Source organism: Rhizobium sp. BK602, assembly GCF_014195095.1.
Lineage (GTDB): Bacteria > Pseudomonadota > Alphaproteobacteria > Rhizobiales > Rhizobiaceae > Rhizobium.
In genome coordinates, this window is record NZ_JACIBC010000001.1 from 678073 (window position 1) to 695506 (window position 17434).

At 61.2% G+C, this 17434-nt stretch carries 19 protein-coding genes and 1 riboswitch; of the genes, 7 read left to right on the forward strand and 12 right to left on the reverse strand.

Translation table 11 applies throughout. The annotated features are described in order from the left end of the window. Nucleotides 1-11: 11 nt before the first annotated feature. The 3 genes from FHX11_RS03275 to FHX11_RS03285 all read left to right on the forward strand — a co-directional run bounded on the left by FHX11_RS03275 (nt 12) and on the right by FHX11_RS03285 (nt 2748). Nucleotides 12-839, forward strand: coding sequence for an inositol monophosphatase family protein (locus FHX11_RS03275; RefSeq protein WP_184355000.1), 828 nt, complete (start codon nt 12-14; stop codon nt 837-839). A 17-nt stretch (nt 840-856) separates the two neighbouring features. After that, a complete protein-coding gene (locus FHX11_RS03280) occupies nt 857-1681 on the forward strand; it encodes an inositol monophosphatase family protein (protein ID WP_184355002.1) in 825 nt (274 codons plus the stop codon). A gap of 146 nt (nt 1682-1827) precedes the next feature. Further along, nucleotides 1828-2748: an adenylate/guanylate cyclase domain-containing protein gene (locus FHX11_RS03285; protein ID WP_184355004.1), complete on the forward strand. Its 921-nt coding sequence runs from the start codon at nt 1828-1830 to the stop codon at nt 2746-2748. Nucleotides 2749-2870: 122 nt separating this feature from the next. On the opposite strand, the gene FHX11_RS03290 is transcribed toward FHX11_RS03285, so the two are convergent. From FHX11_RS03290 to grxD, 3 genes are all read right to left on the reverse strand, one after another. Further along, nucleotides 2871-4151, reverse strand: coding sequence for a multidrug effflux MFS transporter (locus FHX11_RS03290; RefSeq protein ID WP_184355006.1), 1281 nt, complete (start codon nt 4149-4151; stop codon nt 2871-2873). A 13-nt stretch (nt 4152-4164) separates the two neighbouring features. Beyond that, nucleotides 4165-5397: a multidrug effflux MFS transporter gene (locus FHX11_RS03295; protein ID WP_184355798.1), complete on the reverse strand. Its 1233-nt coding sequence runs from the start codon at nt 5395-5397 to the stop codon at nt 4165-4167. 140 nt (nt 5398-5537) lie between these two features. Further along, entirely contained in the window at nt 5538-5873 is a 336-nt protein-coding gene (grxD, locus tag FHX11_RS03300) for a Grx4 family monothiol glutaredoxin (RefSeq protein ID WP_184355008.1), read from the reverse strand. Nucleotides 5874-6253: 380 nt separating this feature from the next. Here grxD and FHX11_RS03305 point away from each other — a divergent pair, with 380 nt between their 5' ends. Both FHX11_RS03305 and FHX11_RS03310 read left to right on the forward strand, forming a co-directional pair. After that, entirely contained in the window at nt 6254-6565 is a 312-nt protein-coding gene (locus FHX11_RS03305; protein WP_184355010.1) for a hypothetical protein, read from the forward strand. A 142-nt stretch (nt 6566-6707) separates the two neighbouring features. Further along, nucleotides 6708-7907 (forward strand): hypothetical protein, encoded by a 1200-nt coding sequence (locus FHX11_RS03310; protein ID WP_184355012.1) that lies wholly within the window; start codon nt 6708-6710, stop codon nt 7905-7907. Here the strand turns inward: FHX11_RS03310 and FHX11_RS03315 are convergent. The 4 genes from FHX11_RS03315 to FHX11_RS03330 form a co-directional block, all read right to left on the reverse strand. Beyond that, the gene (locus FHX11_RS03315) at nt 7893-8126 is read right to left on the reverse strand and encodes a BolA family transcriptional regulator (protein ID WP_004108912.1); all 234 of its coding nucleotides are present in this window, start codon (nt 8124-8126) and stop codon (nt 7893-7895) included. The two genes, FHX11_RS03310 and FHX11_RS03315, sit on opposite strands and share 15 nt — an antisense overlap. A 17-nt stretch (nt 8127-8143) precedes the next feature. Beyond that, nucleotides 8144-10375 (reverse strand): phosphoribosylformylglycinamidine synthase subunit PurL, encoded by a 2232-nt coding sequence (purL, locus tag FHX11_RS03320; RefSeq protein WP_184355014.1) that lies wholly within the window; start codon nt 10373-10375, stop codon nt 8144-8146. Between the two features lie 155 nt (nt 10376-10530). Continuing rightward, a complete protein-coding gene (locus FHX11_RS03325) occupies nt 10531-11124 on the reverse strand; it encodes an acyloxyacyl hydrolase (RefSeq protein ID WP_184355016.1) in 594 nt (197 codons plus the stop codon). Between the two features lie 131 nt (nt 11125-11255). Further along, a complete protein-coding gene (locus FHX11_RS03330; RefSeq protein WP_184355018.1) occupies nt 11256-12674 on the reverse strand; it encodes a PLP-dependent aminotransferase family protein in 1419 nt (472 codons plus the stop codon). 103 nt (nt 12675-12777) lie between these two features. On the opposite strand from FHX11_RS03330, the gene FHX11_RS03335 reads away from it, so the two are divergent. Together FHX11_RS03335 and FHX11_RS03340 are read left to right on the forward strand one after the other, a co-directional pair. Further along, nucleotides 12778-13023, forward strand: coding sequence for a DUF1127 domain-containing protein (locus tag FHX11_RS03335; RefSeq protein ID WP_184355020.1), 246 nt, complete (start codon nt 12778-12780; stop codon nt 13021-13023). Nucleotides 13024-13113: 90 nt separating this feature from the next. Beyond that, nucleotides 13114-13197, forward strand: a riboswitch (ZMP/ZTP riboswitch). Nucleotides 13198-13218: 21 nt separating this feature from the next. Continuing rightward, complete coding sequence (locus FHX11_RS03340; protein ID WP_210292305.1) at nt 13219-14085, forward strand: pyridoxal-phosphate dependent enzyme; 867 nt, start codon at nt 13219-13221, stop codon at nt 14083-14085. A 153-nt stretch (nt 14086-14238) separates the two neighbouring features. On the opposite strand, the gene FHX11_RS03345 is transcribed toward FHX11_RS03340, so the two are convergent. The 5 genes from FHX11_RS03345 to FHX11_RS03365 all read right to left on the reverse strand — a co-directional run bounded on the left by FHX11_RS03345 (nt 14239) and on the right by FHX11_RS03365 (nt 17376). Further along, nucleotides 14239-14646: a hypothetical protein gene (locus tag FHX11_RS03345; protein ID WP_184355022.1), complete on the reverse strand. Its 408-nt coding sequence runs from the start codon at nt 14644-14646 to the stop codon at nt 14239-14241. 119 nt (nt 14647-14765) lie between these two features. Then, nucleotides 14766-15437, reverse strand: a complete 672-nt coding sequence (gene purQ, locus FHX11_RS03350) for a phosphoribosylformylglycinamidine synthase subunit PurQ (RefSeq protein WP_184355024.1) — start codon at nt 15435-15437, stop codon at nt 14766-14768. 103 nt (nt 15438-15540) lie between these two features. Next, nucleotides 15541-15783, reverse strand: a complete 243-nt coding sequence (gene purS / locus FHX11_RS03355) for a phosphoribosylformylglycinamidine synthase subunit PurS (RefSeq protein WP_184355026.1) — start codon at nt 15781-15783, stop codon at nt 15541-15543. Between the two features lie 17 nt (nt 15784-15800). Next, nucleotides 15801-16565, reverse strand: coding sequence for a phosphoribosylaminoimidazolesuccinocarboxamide synthase (purC, locus tag FHX11_RS03360; RefSeq protein ID WP_015340039.1), 765 nt, complete (start codon nt 16563-16565; stop codon nt 15801-15803). A gap of 256 nt (nt 16566-16821) precedes the next feature. Next, nucleotides 16822-17376, reverse strand: coding sequence for an alpha/beta hydrolase (locus tag FHX11_RS03365; protein ID WP_184355027.1), 555 nt, complete (start codon nt 17374-17376; stop codon nt 16822-16824). Nucleotides 17377-17434 lie beyond the last annotated feature (58 nt).

Consider the following 17434-nt stretch of genomic DNA (forward strand, 5'->3'; position numbering starts at 1 on the left):
GCGGGCCATCGATGACATTTTCCGATTCCGATTTCGACTATCTCCAAGCGACCGTGAGCGAAGCGGCGGCGCGTGAAATCCTGCCGCGCTTTCGCAATCTCGAAGCGGGCGATATCGCCGAGAAGACTTCGTCCATCGATCTGGTGACGGAGGCCGATCTGCTGGCGGAGCGTCATATCACGGCCGCGCTGAAAGCACGCTTTCCGAATGCCCTTATCGTCGGCGAGGAAGCCTACGAGGCGGATAAGAGCGTGGTGCCGGCACTGGCGCATGCCGACCTCGCCTTTGTGATCGATCCGGTCGACGGTACCTTCAATTTCGCCTCAGGCCTGCCGGTCTTCGGGACGATCCTTGCCGTTGTCGCCGGAGGCGAGACGATTGCGGGCATCATTCATGATCCGGTGCTCGGTGATACGGTGACGGTCATGCGCGGCGCGGGCAGCTATCTGCGCCGGCGGGAAGGGCAGGCGAGCCGGCTCAAGGTCGCGACACCCGCTCCCTTGAAGGATATGGCCGGCATTATCGCCTGGGGCCATATGGAGGAGCCGGATCGCTCGCGCATCAGCGCCAACCTCGCCAAGGTGCGCATGGCTTTCGGCTTGAACTGCTCGGCCTATGAATATTGGCTTGTCGCTTCCGGCCGGCTGCATTTCATCGGCCATTCGAAACTGATGCCCTGGGACCATCTTGCCGGCGTTCTGACGCATCAGGAGGCTGGCGGCTATACGGCAAAGTTCGACGGCACGCCCTACCGGCCCGGCGAAACCACGGGCGGCATTATTTCCGCGCCGGATGAGGAAAGCTGGCGACTGATCCGCCACGAGATCATCGGCGTCTGACAGGAGAGGATCGCATCATGACATCGCCCATCGACGTTACCGCGCTTGCCGACCTGCTGCGGCGGGCGGCGCAAGCGGAAATCCTGCCGCGCTTTCGCCGGCTCGGCGGCGGCGACGTTCGTGCCAAGACCGAGGCGACCGATCTGGTGACGGAAGCGGATGAACAGGCCGAACGGATGATCAAGGCCGAGGTGGAGAAGCTCTGGCCCAAAGCATTGTTCATCGGCGAGGAGTCGGTCGCGGCCGATCCTGACTTGCTGCACAAGCTGCAGGGAGCCGACTTGGCCATCATCGTCGATCCCGTCGACGGCACGTTCAATTTCGCATCGGGCATTCCCGCATTCGGCGTCATGGCCTCTGTGGTCTCCAAGGGCGAGACCGTGGCGGGCATCATCTTCGACCCGATGGGCGATGATTGGGTGCTGGCGGAAAAGGGTGCCGGCGCCTGGCTACGGCGGCCGGATGGCGAGGCGCAGCGCCTCTCGGTGACAGCGCCGGTTGCGCTGGAAGACATGGTCGGCATGGCATCGACCGGCTATCTGCCAAAGAACAAACGCGCGGAGATCCTGGGCAACCTCGCCAAGGTGCGCTTTATCACCAACTATCGCTGTGCCGCCCATGAATACCGCACCTTTGCCGGCGGACATGTGCATTACATCATGTACAACAAGCTGATGCCCTGGGATCACCTGGCCGGCACGCTGATTTCCGAGGAAGCCGGCGCTTATGTCCGGCGTTTCGACGGTTCGCCGTATCTGCCGCATCATCTCGATGGCGGGCTGCTGCTTGCGGTCGACAAGGCATCCTGGGATGTGCTGCGGCGTGAGGTTTTCACCGTCTGACCATGAACGGGGCGGCCCCATGGCTTTTCGCCGACGCTTGCGACAATTTCGGCCTGTCGGCCCTACTTGGAAAGTCGTGAGCGCGGCGCTATTTTCTTGTGATCGGCAACCGCCTGTCGGCGAGGTTTGCCGGGAGGACGAGGCCGATGTCTGAGACGAGCCGCAAGCTGACCACCATCTTCTGTGCTGACGTGCAAGACTATTCACGCCTGATGCAGAAGGACGAGGAAGGAACGCTGGCGACACTCAAGCGCTATCGCGATGCCATGGCGCGGCTGATCGAGGCGCGCGGCGGCCGTGTCGTCAATACCTGGGGCGATGGTGTGTTCGCCGAATTTCCGAGTGTTGTCGAGGCGTTGCGCGCAGCGGTTGATGTCCAGAATGAACTTGCCGGCTATAATGCGAAAAGCGATCCGGGGTCGCAGATGCAGTTTCGCATCGGGCTCAACCTCGGCGACGTGATCGCCGAGGGCAACGATCTCTATGGCGATGGCGTCAACATCGCCGCCCGCCTGCAGGCCTGCGCCACCGCCGGCGGCATCGTGATTTCCAACACCGTCTATGATCAGGTTCGCAACAAGGTCGCGGTTGGCTTCGATTTTCTCGGTCAGCTTGAGGTCAAGAATATCGATGGCGGCGTGCCGAGCTATGCCGTGCGGATCGGTGTGGCCCAGGCCGCCGGCGCGACGGCTGCGCCATCGCGGCCTAGCGAACCGCCCAGCAGCCCGAGCCGGCCGAATCCGGCGCCCGTCGCGGGTGCCGTGCCGATTTATGGTCCGCTGGCCATTGCCGCCATTGCCGTGGTGGTCGCCAATGCTGTCACGTGGCACGGCGATTTCTGGGCTGCGTGGCCCTTGCTCGGCCTTGCTTTCGTGGCCGCCTTTCGCTGGGTGCGGACGAACAAGCAGATCGATCCGCTCCTGGCCATGCCCGCCGTGATCGGCGTCGGCCTGATCGGCATCAATCTTCTGTCCTGGCACGGTACGCTTTGGGTAATATGGCCACTGCTGGGCTTGGCTGTCGTTGCCGCGCTACGCTGGACCAGACGGCAGCGCGGCGATATCTGAAGGCCGCCGCGTCGCTGGAGCAGTTCAGCGTTTCGCGGAACTGCTCTATCTTATTGTTTTTACGCAATTCCGGACGGAAAACCGCCGCGCACCTTTCCTGGAATTGCTCTAGAGATTTTCGATCAAACGTGACCCATGCCAGGCTCCAGCTTCGGACTGTCGCCGGGATGGGTGAAGAGTTTTCCATGCTCGGCCCAGAGCGTCGAAACGATCGTCAATGCCCCGAAAATGGTAAAGCCGGCGAGGAGCGGCTGGGGAGTACCGTCGAACATCTGGCCGACCAGACCGCCCAGAACGACGCCGAGAGTGGTGGAGATGGAACTGGTGATGGCGGCGGCAGTGCCCGCCAGATGTCCCATCGGCTCAAGGCTGATCGCCATGAAATTGGTGGTGATGACCGCAAACATCATCAGCATCACCGAGATCAGGATATAGGTGAACAGGAAGCTCGGCAGGCCCGCCATGCCCACGGCATAGCCGAAGGCGCCAAGCAGGGTGAAGACGATCATGGCGGCATGCGAGATGCGCCGCATGCCGAATCTGCGCACGAAATGGCCGTTGGCGAACTGTGCGACGGCCGTGCCGGCCGCAGTCGCGGCAAAGGCGGCCGGAAACAGCTCGCCAAGGCCGTAGACATCGGCGAAGACCTGCTGGACGGAAACGACATAGGCGCAGATGATACCGGTATAGAGCGTCAGACCGATCATGTAGCCGCAGGTGATGCGGTTGGTCAGCACCGTCCTGAAGCCGGACGCAACCGAAGCGATCGAAAGCGGCAGGCGTTCATGCTGCGGCAAAGTTTCCTTCATGCGGAAGAAGGCGACGAGGAAGAGACCGGCGCTGGCTATGCCGAGGACGATGAAGATCCACTGCCAGTTCGAATAGGCGACAATCATCTGCCCGACGGCGGGCGCCACCATCGGCATGATCATGAAAACGATCGTGACATAGGACATGACGCGCGCCATTTCGCGGCCGCCGAAGCAGTCGCGCACGATCGCGAGCGTGGTGATGCGGACGGCGGCGGCGCCGACGCCCTGGACGAAGCGCAGCACCAGCAATCCGGTGAGGCTGCCGCTCCAGGCGGCGGCAAACAGCGCCACGGTGTAGAAGGCGAGGCCGCCGAGCAGGATATTGCGGCGGCCATAGGCGTCGGACAGGCTGCCGAAAAACAGCTGGCAGATACCAAAGCCAAGGAAATAGACGCCGATGACCAGCTGCGTATCGTTGGGATTGGCGACCGCCAGAGACTGGCCGATGTTCGGCAGCGCCGGCAGCATGCTGTCGATGCCCATGGAAATGCTCGCCGTCATCAGGGCGATGACGATGATGAATTCGACGATGCCAAGGCCGCTGCGGGCGGAGCCGGATTGCGCCGCTGTTTCTGTGTGGGGCGAGTTCATGCCTAAATGCCTGTCAGTGAAGGGCGAGGGACTGGTCGGACGGCGGCGGTGCGTTCTGTGGCCTGAAGAGGCGTCCCTTCTCCGCGATCAGCACGAAACCGATGCCGATCAGCGAAACGGTGAAATAGCCGATGATCATCGGCGTCGCCGTGCCGTCGTAGAACTGGCCGATCGCCGCGCCGATCGAGGCGCCGCCGACCGTGCTCATGAAGCCGAGCACCGAGGACGCCGTGCCGGCGACGTGACCCAGCGGCTCCATGGCCAGCGAATTGAAGTTCGAACCGATCCATCCGAACTGGAACATGGCCAGCGCGAAGAGGATCATGAACAGCGGGAAAGGCATCGGCGAGGGGCCATAGAGCTGCACCATCAGCCAGAGAAAGGTGATGGTGGCAAAGCCGAGCAGGGCGGCATGCGATAGCCGCCGCATGCCGAAGCGGCCGACGAGTTGCGAGTTTATGAAGGATGACAGCGCCATGAACACCGCCACGCCACCGAAGGCAACCGGCGTGTAGACGCCGAGTCCGTAGATATTGTTGTAGATCTGCTGCGCTGAATTGATGAAGCCGAACAAGGCACCGAACAGGAAGGTGCTGGCGAGGGTATAGCACAGCGCGACACGGTTCGTCAGAACCATGCCGAAACCGGAGATGACGGATCTCGCGGTCAGCGGGCGGACATTTTCGGGCTTCAGTGTTTCCGGCAGGCGGAAATACATCCAGATGCCGACCAGCATCGCCATGGTGCCGATGAAGACGAAGATCATATGCCAGGTGCTCATCAGCATGATGACCTGCCCGCTGCCGGGCGCGATGACCGGAACGATCATGAACACCATCATGATCAGCGACATTACCTCGGCCATCTGCCGGCCGCCGAAGACGTCGCGCACGATGGAAATGGTGATGACGCGCGTCGCCGCCGAGCCGAGACCCTGAATGAAACGCAGCACAAGCAGGCCGGCAAAGGATGGGATAAGCGCGATGCCGAAGGCGGCGATGATGTAGACGACAAGGCCGATCAGCAGCGGGATGCGGCGGCCGAAGCGGTCCGACAGCGGGCCATAGAAGAGCTGCGCCGAACCGAAGCCGATCAGATAGGTGGTTACGACATATTGCCGATGATTTTCGTTTTCGACGCCGAGGCTGGCACCGATCTGCTGCAGGGCGGGGATCATGATGTCGATCGCCAACGAATTGATCGCCATCAGGAAGGCCGCGAGCACGATGAACTCGCGTTTGCCCATGGGCAATTGCCCATGGGACTGAGCCTGGGGTGTGGTCGTCACGGTTTTATTCCCATAAACATATCAAGGCGCTGCCCGGCGGCAGCGCCTTATCAATTGAATTGGACTATGGAAACCGGACGAAAGAGCCCGGTGACCGGTCAGGCGGCGCCGCGCACGCTGATGCCGTTTTCCTGAAAATGCTGCTGCAACTCGCCCGCCTGGAACATTTCGCGCACGATATCGCAGCCGCCGATGAACTCGCCCTTCACGTAGAGCTGAGGAATGGTCGGCCAGTTGGAATAGTCCTTGATGCCCTGACGGATTTCCGAGTCGGCAAGGACGTTGATGCCCTTATAGTCGACGCCGATATAGTCGAGGATCTGGACCACCTGGCCCGAAAAGCCGCATTGCGGGAATTGCGGCGTCCCTTTCATGAAGAGAACGACGTCGTTGGTCTTCACTTCATTGTCGATGAATTCGTGAATGCCGCTCATGGTCTTCCATTCCTTTCACGTGCGGGGTCAAGGTCCGCAAGTTTCAAATCTTTTCCTTAAATAGCAAGCCGGCGGTGCGATTTCCAGCCGCAATCATGCGTCGACATGTTTTTCATCGCATGAATGGGCTTTTGCGCAACATCGGTTTCCGGCGGCCCTATATGTTGGAATTATCACCTTTTTTTGAACAGTGCGTTTTGAAATCGCGTCTTCAACTCAGAAGCTGAACAACACACATAGGAAGAAACAAGGGACGCTTAATATTACGCTGCTGGGCTTTTTCAAGCGGTAGCGGGAGAGTTGTGTAGGCGCGCCGGCAACGGTGGCGTGGCTGATGCGGGTCCCTTTTTGAATATTGCATTTTTGAGGGAGTGGGCATCATGAGCCATCACCACTATTCCGACGGTCAGGTCGGCGAGGAGCAGGAATTTTATGGCTCCAGCCAGACGAGCGAGGGCGAGCGGGAATATTATGAGCATGTCCGAACCCCCAGGGCCTCGATATTGAACAGCGCTGTCACCGTCAGTGCCATCGTCCTCATTCTCAGCATCGCTTTCGGCTATCGCGTCTCGACAGGAGCGACGACGCAGCAGCAACCGGTCCAGCAGCCCCCGATCGTCCAGAAGATCATGACCGCGCCTCCCGCCGACCCTTGCGCCGATTATTCGCCCTATGGCGGCCGGGAGTGCTGAGGCAGGGTTTCGTTAACCCTGTCGTGGGATCATCTTGGCGCGTTTTTCCTGGCCGTCTGCCATGAAAAAGCCGGCAGGCCATGGTGTTGGCAGTGCCACAAGTCCATGTGATGCGTCGACGCGCCGGGGAACCAAGAACATCATGAGTCATATTGAAAAGCGGGTGGTCCTTCACTTCCCCGGATTCGAGCCCTTGGATGCGGCGGCGCACCGGGCCCGTTACGAGCGTTCCGCCAGGCAGAGCGCGGCGGCGTGGGGTTTCACCGCTGTCGTCGACACGCTCAGGAATTTCGGCAGGGCTCCCTATTTCGACGTCGTAGCCAAGGGTACGGGCTGGCAGACCGACAGCCGTATTCATATCCTCGATCACAATGATCTGGTGGCGCGGCTGAACGGCAGGCCGTTCTTCTCGCGGCTGGGGCAGGGGTATCTCGCGGCCTTCAAGGTCGCGGCATCCGGCGGCATGGCCGGTTATTTCCGCCATGCCTGGCGATTTGGCCTCTTCTTCATCTTTCCCTTCCTGCTGATGCTGCTCGGACTGGCGATCAGCCTGTGCATCGCCTTTCTCCCCTTTGTGCTTGGCCTGCCGTCTTGGAGCCATATCGGCAGCATCGCGCTTGCCGTGGCTTTCTTCATCTACGTCTTCCTGCCGCGTGCCGAGCGGCTGCATACGCTGCATCTCTTTTCCGACTGGGAGATGGCGGTTGCCATGGCGGGTCTGAACGGCATCGGCGCGGCGCAATGGGTCGAGGCCTGCGCAATCAGCGCCCGGCAGGCGCTGGAAGAACCGGCCGACGAATATGTCATCACCTCGCATAGCATGGGCTCGAGTGTTGCTGCCCATGTGATCGGGCTGCTGCTGGAGCGGGAGCCGGATCTGTTCCGGGGCAAGCGCGTCGTCTTCACGACGCTCGGCAGCGCCATTCTGCAATGCGCGCTCATGCGGCCCGCTTCCGTGCTGCGTTCACGGGTCGGCTTGCTCGCCCGATGCAAGGAGATCGCCTGGCTCGACGTCCACTGTCTGACCGACGCCATCCATTTCTACAAGGCAAAGGTCGCGGCTCTCTGCGGACACGAGGATGCGCCGCAACCGACGATCATCTTCATTCGCTTCAAGAAAATGCTGTCATCGCAGCATTACGCCAAGATCAAGCGTGATTTCCTGCGCGTGCACCGCCAGTATGTGCTGGGACCGGATGTCCGGGCACCGTTCGATTTCACGCTTCTGACGGCCGGCCCATTGCCGGCCTCGGGTTTTGCCGCCTATACGCAGGCCGATATGCCCGACCTGACATTCGCCGCCGGTGGCGACGGCGCGCGTCTAACCTCAATCGGGTGCTGAGGTCTGCAAGGCCAGGGCGTGCAATACGCCGCCCATGTTGCCCTTGAGCGCGTCATAGACCATCTGGTGCTGCTGCACGCGGCTCTTGCCGCGGAAGGCTTCGGCCACGACTTCCGCAGCATAATGGTCGCCATCCCCGGCCAGGTCGCGAATCGTCACCTTGGCGCCGGGAATGCCGGCCTTGATCATGTCTTCGATATCGCCGGGATTCATTGGCATCAGTGATTCACCTCATTCTATTCGGCAGCAGCGAGTGCGCTGCCGTCCATGAAGGCAGGAAACCACGATTCATGCGCGTCGCGCAACTGCTGAACGGAAACCGATAGCAGCCCGTCAACGACAAGCGCGTCGCCGCCGACCGTGCCGAGGCGGCGGAAGGGCACGCCGGCGCTTTCAGCATTGATGCAGACGAAATCGGCGACATCGGCCGCAACGGCAATGACATAACGCGCCTGGTCCTCGCCGAAGAGAACGGCATGCGACAGGCCCTTGCATTCGCCGAGATCGATGGTCAGGCCCTTGCCCGATGCCATCGCCATTTCAGCCAAAGCCAGGGCCAGGCCGCCCGAGGAAATGTCGTGGCAGGCGGTGACCTGGTCATTGCGGATGGCGGAGCGGACGAAATCGCCGTTGCGGCGTTCCGCAAACAGATCGACTTCCGGCGCCGGGCCGTCGGACGAGCCGAGGATATCGCGCAGATAGATGGACGAGCCGAGATGGCTGCCATCGACGCCGATCATGATGACGTGGTCGCCGTCCGAGGCGGAACCGATGCGTGCCATCGCCTTCCAGTCCGGCAGCAGGCCAACGCCGGCGATCGTCGGGGTCGGCAGGATTCCAATACCGTTGGTCTCGTTATAGAGCGAGACATTGCCCGAAACGATCGGGAAATCGAGCGCGCGGCAGGCTTCGCCGATGCCTTTGATGGCGCCGACGAACTGGCCCATGATGTCGGGCTTTTCCGGATTGCCGAAATTCAGATTGTCGGTCGCGGCCAGTGGCTCGGCGCCGGTGGCGGTGATGTTGCGCCAGCATTCGGCGACGGCCTGCTTGCCGCCTTCGAACGGGTCTGCCTCGACATAGCGCGGCGTCACGTCGGAGGAGAAGGCGAGCGCCTTGGTCGGATGCCCCTCAACGCGGACGACGCCGGCGTCGCCACCGGGAAGCTGCAGGGAGTTGCCCTGGATCAGCGTGTCATATTGTTCGTAGACCCAGCGGCGGCTGGACTGATTGGCCGAGCCGACCAGCGACAGAAGCGCCTGGGCATAATCTTCCGGCGCCGCGACGAGGTTGGCGGGCAGGGCGGCGCGCTTGTCGGCCTCGCGCCACGGGCGGTCATATTCCGGCGCCTGGTCGCCGAGATCTTTGATCGGCAGGTTGGCGACTTCCTCACCCTGATGAATGACGCGGAAGCGCAGGTCGTCCGTGGTCTTGCCGACGATGGCGAAATCCAGGCCCCACTTGACGAAAATCGCCTTGGCGACCTCTTCCTTCTCCGGCTGCAGCACCATGAGCATGCGCTCCTGGCTTTCCGACAGCATCATTTCATAGGCGGTCATCCGCTCTTCGCGCACCGGCACCTTGTCGAGATCGAGCTCGATGCCGAGGTCGCCCTTGGCGCCCATTTCGACGGCGGAGCAGGTAAGGCCGGCGGCACCCATGTCCTGAATGGCGATGACGGCGCCGGTCTGCATCAGCTCCAGGCAGGCTTCCAGCAGGCATTTTTCGGTGAAGGGGTCGCCGACCTGAACGGTCGGGCGCTTTTCCTCGATCGATTCATCGAATTCGGCCGATGCCATGGTGGCACCGCCGACACCGTCACGGCCGGTCTTGGCACCGAGATAGACGACGGGCAGGCCGACGCCCTTGGCTTCCGACAGGAAGATGGCGTTGGATTTCGCGAGACCCGCGGCGAAGGCGTTGACCAGGATGTTGCCGTTGTAGCGCGCGTCGAACTCGACTTCGCCGCCGACCGTGGGAACGCCGAAGGAATTGCCATAACCGCCGACGCCGGCGACGACGCCGGAAACGAGGTGGCGGGTCTTGGGATGATCCGGTTCGCCGAAGCGCAGGGCGTTCATCGCGGCGATCGGGCGTGCGCCCATGGTGAAGACATCGCGCAGAATGCCGCCAACGCCGGTGGCGGCGCCCTGATAAGGCTCGATATAGGAGGGATGGTTGTGGCTCTCCATCTTGAAGACGACGCAGTCGCCGTCATCGATGTCGACGACACCGGCATTTTCGCCCGGCCCCTGGATGACGCGCGGTCCCTTCGTCGGCAGGGTGCGCAGCCACTTCTTCGAGGACTTATAGGAGCAATGCTCATTCCACATCGCCGAAAAGATGCCGAGCTCGGTAAAGGAAGGCTCGCGGCCGATCAGATCCAGGATGCGCTGATACTCATCCGGCTTCAGGCCGTGGGCGGCAATCAGTTCCGGGGTGATCTGGATCGTATTCGAAAGGGTCATGGGCGCTCGAAGGTCCTTGCCTGTAAAGGGTTTGAAGGCCGGTCACGGGATCGGGGTCTCTTTAGCGCATGTGAACCTGTCGCGCGACAGGAAAATGACTGCCATTCACAATAGGCAGTCACAGGCACGATGACGTGCGGCCGCTTAAGCGGCGATCAGAACTTGTAGCCGACCAGGACGCCCACGCGCGTCATGCCGCCATTGGGGCCATCGCAGATATTGGCGTGCGAGGAATGGGCGATCTGCGCCATCATGTTCCAGTGGCTGTCGAAATTGTAGCCGACGCCGGCATATTCGTGGAACAGCAGCCGGCAGCCGAGCATCGGGCCGTGTTCGGTCCAGTCGTCGAGATTGCCGGTATGCACCGTGCCGCCGAAGCCGGCCTCGGTGAAAATGCCGTTGCTGTGCGTGAGCGTCCAGGACAGGCCGCCATAGAACTGCGTCGCCGAACCCGCCGTGCCGACGGAGGTTCCGACATGGATGCGCGGATGCGCGAGCTGATCCTTCCAGTCCGCTGTCGGATTGTAGCCGAACGGATTGAACAGCACCTGGACATCCGGAAAGACGCCCTTTTCGTGATCATATCCGCTCTGGATGGAGGCGCTGGAACCGAAACGCAGCTCATCGAATATCTTGTTGTCGGCGGCAGCGGCGACGTGAGTGCCGGCAAAAACCGTTATTGTCGCGACGAAAATGCCTGAGAGGCCACCTTTTCCGGAAAGGCGGCCCAAAATGGAAACCTCAACCATGCACTCCCCCCAATATGGTGAGCGAATCGGATTTTATCGGTTGGATGGTAACAGCCGCGAAACCGGGGTAAAGCACGCATTAGTATGCATTGCTTATTTTTTGTAACCGAAGCGAAATCGCAACAATGCTGTCATATATGGCTGTCGTAGCCGGCCGAGCCGTTCTCGAGCAGGCGGCGTAGCGTCATGAAGCCGGCCAGGGTATCCTCGCGGTGCTGCGGCGAGGAAAAGGCGACGCGAACGCGATGATAGACCTTGTCAGAGCGGCCAGCCTTGAATTCATCCTCGTCGTCGACCAGCACGCCATCGGTGATCGCTGCATTCTTGAAGGTGCCGGAAAGCCAGGGCTCGGGCAGTTTCAGCCACAGGAACGGCACATGCGGGTGCGAGTTGAACTCGAAACCGGCCAGTGTCTGGCGCGCCAGCTGCTCGCGTGCGCGAATTTCCTCGACCGCCTTGCGGCGCAGCGCCAGCGCATGACCTTCAAGCACCAGCCGCGCGCAGGTTTCCGCCAGGATGAAGGGCAGGCCGCCGGTGGTCATCTTGTGGGTGACCTTGATCCGCTGGGCGAAATGCGGCGGGCAGGCGACCCAGCCGCCGCGCACGCCGGCCGTGACCGACTTCGACAAGCCGCTGACCAGGAAAGTGCGCTCCGGCGCGATGCTTGCCATCAGGGGATTGGTATCTTCGGTCATGCCGCCGTAAAGATCATCCTCGATGAGCCAGACGCTGTGGCGCCGCGCAATGGCGGCGATCGCCCGGCGCCGCGCTTCCGGCATGGTGACCAGCGTCGGATTGTGGGCGGTCGGCATGAGGAAGGCCAGCCGGGGATGCTGCTGCTGGCACAGCCGCTCGAAATCGTCGGGTATGATGCCGTGTTCGTCGGAATCCACCAATAGCGAACGGCGACCGAGCAGGCGCGTGGCGCGGCTGACCTGGGTATAGGTCAGGTTCTCGAAGACGATCTTGTCGCCGGGGGAGGTGACCGCGGATATGACGGCAATGGCGCCGGCATGGGCGCCGAGCGTCGGCACGATCGTCTCGATCGCCGGCTGCCAGCCGTTGCGGGCAAGCCATACCTGGCCGGCACGGAACCAGTTGGACGGGAAGCTGCGCGAATAGGAGGAAATCTCCGCCTGGTGATCGCGGCTGATATCGGCAAAGAGCTGGCCGATGATTTGTCCCTGGCCGATGTCGGGCGCGGCCGTCGTATCGAAACGGATCTTGGTGTTCGGGACTTCCAGCCCGCGCGTGCCGGCCAGCGCCTGCGTGATCGGATCGATCGGCTCGATCTGCTTGCCGTTGGCGCGGTCGAGCACGTAGGTGCCGCGTCCGACTTCACCGGCAACCAGGCCGCGTTCGTGCACCAGCGCATAGGCCCGGCTGACCGTGCCGATCGTCACCCCGATGTCATAGGCAAGATTGCGCTGCGGCGGCAGCTTCGTCCCCGGCGGCAGGACGCCATGGGTGATTGCGTTCTCGATGCTGTCGGCAACGCGGATGTAGACCGGTCCGGTGCCGCTGGAGATGTCAGGCAGCCAATTTGTCATAATGACAATTCTTAGATTGCATCGAAAATAGAGTCAATATTATGAGTCAATTGTATCGTTTGGCTCGATGCATTGTTTTCTCAGCGAACGAACGAGCGAAGAAATGAGTACAATTGATTCAATTCAATCAGCCCAAACCATTGTCGTCGATTCCACGGAGCGCGGCGTCGGACCGATACGGTCGATGTTGCGCGCGTCGCGTCGTCTTCTTTCGTCCTTGGCACTTTGGCGGCAGAAGCGCGAGACACGTTGGACGCTACGGGATCTCACCGACGATCAGCTCCGCGATATCGGCCTCACGCGAAGCGAGGCGATGATCGAGGTCGGCAAGTCGTTTTTCTGGGATTGAGCGGTTCGGCGCGCGCATTAAGCCAGCGCGCGTCCGTTTTGTCCGAGACCATCCAGATTCTTGACATTGCTCGGCCTGTGAACGAACTTGTTGTCGCTGCGCGACTGGCGGATTGTGATGGAGAACCATTGTGGAACGCGGCGACCTGATATGCCGACCGCCTGGGCCCTACCGAGAACCGCAATGGGGGCTCACATGCGCTTGGACATCGATCGGATCGAAGCTGCTGCCACGACCATACACAAGGTCTTTCTGCATACACCGCAATATGTCTGTGAAAGTCTCAGCCGGGCTCTTGGCTGCCAAATCATTCTCAAAGTGGAAACGATGAATCCCGTGCGCTGCTTCAAGGGCCGTGGCACCGAGATGGTTTTGGCGCGGTTACAGTCGCAAGGTCACACGAAATCGGTTGTTTGCGCTAGCGCGGGGAATCTCGGGCAGGCACTCGCCTACGGCGGCCGATCGAGAGGCTTTGATGTCACGGTGACGGCGTCTGCCACCGCCAATGCCTTCAAGGTGGAAAAGATGCGGCTGCTGGGAGCAAATGTGGTGTTGGTCGATGGGGAGATCGAAGCCGCGCTGCAAGCGGCTGCGGATCATGCCGAGGAAACAGGTGCGTTCCTCGTGGAGGACAGCAAGAATCTCGACACTTGCGAAGGTGCGGCGACAATCGGGCTTGAGCTTTCGGAACTTCCTCAAGCGCTGGATGCCGTCTTGGTTTCCTTGGGGGCTGGCGCAATGGCGACCGGCGTCGGTTATGCCCTGAAGTGCCGGCGGCCAAATGTGGAAATGATCACAGTCCAGCCCCGAAATGCACCGGCTATGACTCTTTCCTTCAAAGCCCGGCAGATTGTGGACGCTGGCACCCCGAATACTATCGCCGATGGGGTGGCCGGGCGCTATGTAATCCCGGAAGTTCTCGATGATCTGCTGGTCGTCGTCGATGATGCCCTTTTGGTCAGTGAGGAGAGCATCAAAGAAAGAAGGAATGCGATTACTATACCTGCATTCGGGACTTGTCGTGGAGCCTGCCGCTGCGCTCGGAGTCGCTGCCATTCTTGAGAACCGACAGCATTTTGCCGGCAAGGCCGTGGCAACCGTTCTCTGCGGCGGCAATGTCGAACCCAGGGCGTTCGAAGCCTGGATTGGGAAGCCCTAAAAGTGCGTCCGCGTGGTGGCTTATTCGCCGGTAATAGAACCGCGGCGGCGAAACCGTTACTGGCAGCCCTTCGTGCCAGCGGCCCAGCGGTTGACGTCGCCGGTGATGCGGCCGCCGGAGGCGCCGGACATCATCGGGCCGAAGGCCTGCAACTGCGCCGGATTGCCTTCCGCCTGCACGACCAGCGACGGTCGTCCGGTCGGGTGCTTCTTGTCGACCACGAGAATGCGCGGCCGGCCGGTGAAGGAATTGAGTTCGGGGGCGAGCTGATAGCCTGCGAAGGCCGGATCCGACGACTTGAACCAGCAGGCATTGGCGCTGACCATGACGCGCTCCATGGTCGAGAGAGCGCTGCGATCGGCGGTAATGGTGGTCGGCGCCCGTGTGGCGCAGGAGGTGACGAGCAGGCCGAGTGCGGCAAGTGTGGCCGCGGAATACAGTCCGGTGGCGAGGCGAGGGCGCATCAATCTTTGTTCCGATGATCTGGTTTAAGGCCGCTCGCGGCCGGTGACGAGGGTGAGCAAGACGCGCGGCGCCCGTTCCACAAGATCGGGCGCAACGGCTTCCGCTCCGGTTGAGCGCCTCAGGCGGCGATCACATCGAGGGCGGAGGCGAAGAGGCCACGGCCGTCCGCGCCGCCATGGGCAGCTTCGATGAGGTTTTCCGGATGCGGCATCATGCCGAGCACATTGCCCTTGGCATTGATGACACCGGCGATATCGTTGATGGAGCCGTTCGGGTTGGTTCCTTCGGCATAGCGGAAGACCACCTGGCCGTTGCCCTCGACTGTCGCCAGCGTTTCGCTGTCGGCAAAATAGTTGCCGTCATGATGGGCGACGGGGCAGCGGATGATCTGGCCCTTGCTGTAGGCGCGGCTGAAATCCGTCTCGGCATTGGCGACCTCGAGCTTGATTTCGCGGCAGACGAATTTCAGCGAGGCGTTGCGCATCAGCGCGCCCGGCAGCATGCCGGCTTCCACCAGGATCTGGAAGCCGTTGCAGACGCCGAGAACCTTTACGCCCTTGTCGGCCTTTTCCTTGATCGCCTGCATGACCGGCATGCGGGCGGCAATCGCGCCGCAACGCAGGTAATCGCCATAGGAGAAGCCGCCGGGAATGACGATGAGGTCGACATCCGGAATGTCCGTTTCCGTCTGCCAGATCGTTACCGGCGCCTTGCCGGAAATCTTCGTCAGCGCCGCGATCATGTCACGGTCACGATTGAGACCGGGAAGTTGAACGACTGCTGATTTCATGACTCTGCTCCCGAGAAAGGCGATGGATATTCACTTGGAGTATGTTCCGGGAGCCATATCCCATTGCCGAAGGCAAGGAAAGAACGGCTCCCGGAAAACGGCATCAATCGATCGAAATGCTATAATTCTCGATGACCGTATTGGCGAGGAGCTTTTCGCACATGGCTTTCAGTTCCGCTTCGGCCTTGGCCTTGTCTGTGCTGCCAAGTTCGAGGTCGAAAACCTTGCCCTGGCGGACCTGGCCGACGCCTTCGAAGCCGAGCGCGCCGAGCGCGCCTTCGATGGCCTTGCCCTGAGGGTCGAGAACGCCGTTCTTCAGCGTGACGGTAACACGAGCCTTGATCACGATTGTCCTTCCTGAACTTACTTGACGAGAACCGGGCCCGTGCCGCGCACGGGTTCGTTTTCATTGATGATGCCGAGGCGGCGGGCCACTTCGGAATAGGCTTCCAGCAGGCCGCCCATGTCGCGGCGGAAACGATCCTTGTCCATCTTCTCGTGGGTTTCGATGTCCCAGAGACGGCAGCTGTCCGGCGAGATCTCATCGGCGAGGATGATGCGCATCATGTCGCCTTCGAACAGGCGGCCGCATTCGATCTTGAAATCGACGAGCTGAATGCCGACACCGAGGAAGAGGCCAGTCATGAAATCGTTGACGCGAATGGCGAGCGCCATGATGTCGTCGAGTTCGGCCGGATTGGCCCAGCCGAAGGCGGTGATGTGCTCTTCGGAGACCATCGGATCTTCGAGCGCGTCGGACTTGTAGTAGAACTCGATGATCGAGCGCGGCAGCACCACGCCTTCCTCGATGCCCAGGCGCTTGGCGAGCGAGCCGGCGGCGACATTGCGCACGACGATCTCGAGCGGAATCATCTCCACTTCCTTGATCAGCTGCTCGCGCATGTTGAGGCGGCGGATGAAGTGCGTGGGAATGCCGATCTTGTTCAGATGGCTGAAAATGTACTCGCAGATGCGATTGTTCAGAACACCCTTGCCATCGATGACTTCGTGTTTCTTCTTGTTGAAGGCAGTGGCGTCATCCTTGAAGAACTGGATCAGCGTGCCCGGCTCCGGTCCCTCATAGAGGATCTTGGCCTTGCCTTCGTAAATACGGCGGCGACGGTTCATGGGTATTGTTCTCTGTCGTTGGCGCTCTCGGAGTAGCGCAAGTGGATCGATCTGTGGGCGTCCCCATAACGGATAAGAAGCAAATTCACAATCCGCCAGCGCCTCCTTCCTCGCAATTCCGGCACCGGCAGCATAACCAGGGCGGGAATCGGGATTTCGTCCAGCGCCATTTTACAGGCTTTTGGGCGACGATGGAATGAAGCCGGCTGGTACTTCACAGATGAGTGGGCCGTCGCCCTGCCGCTCTGCGGCAAGATCAGGGCTTGAGCTGGCTCAGAAACTTGGCGAAGACCATCGTGCCTTCCGGCCAGGGACCGTGGCCGGAATCGGCATTGATATGGCCGGCCTCGCCGGCGTCGATCAACTGCGAGCCCCAGCTGCGGGCCAGCTCCTCGGCATGCTCGTAGCTGCTGAAGGGATCATTGCGGCTGGCGATGATGACGGACGGAAAGGGCAGCGGATCGAGTGGGTAGGGGCCGAAGGTCATCAGATGCTTCGGCCTGATCTCCGAGTTGGCGACATCCGGAGGCGCGACGAAGAAGGCGCCGGCGACCTTGTTTCGGAAATACGGGATCGCATGGATGACCGAGGGAATGCCAAGGGAATGCGCCACCAGTACCACCGGTTTCGTCGCGGCATTCACCTCTTCGGCAATACGGGCGACCCAATCGTCGCGCACCGGCTTCGACCATTCCGCCTGTTCCACGCGCCGCGCCGAGGAGAGTTTCTGCTCCCAGCGTGTCTGCCAGTGGTCCGGGCCGGAATTGGTGTAGCCGGGGATGATGAGGATATCTGCGTCGGAAGCTTTCATGACTGGTCGATTTGGAAAAGGAAGATTGGCATGTCAAGGGAAAAGGCGACAATTGCCG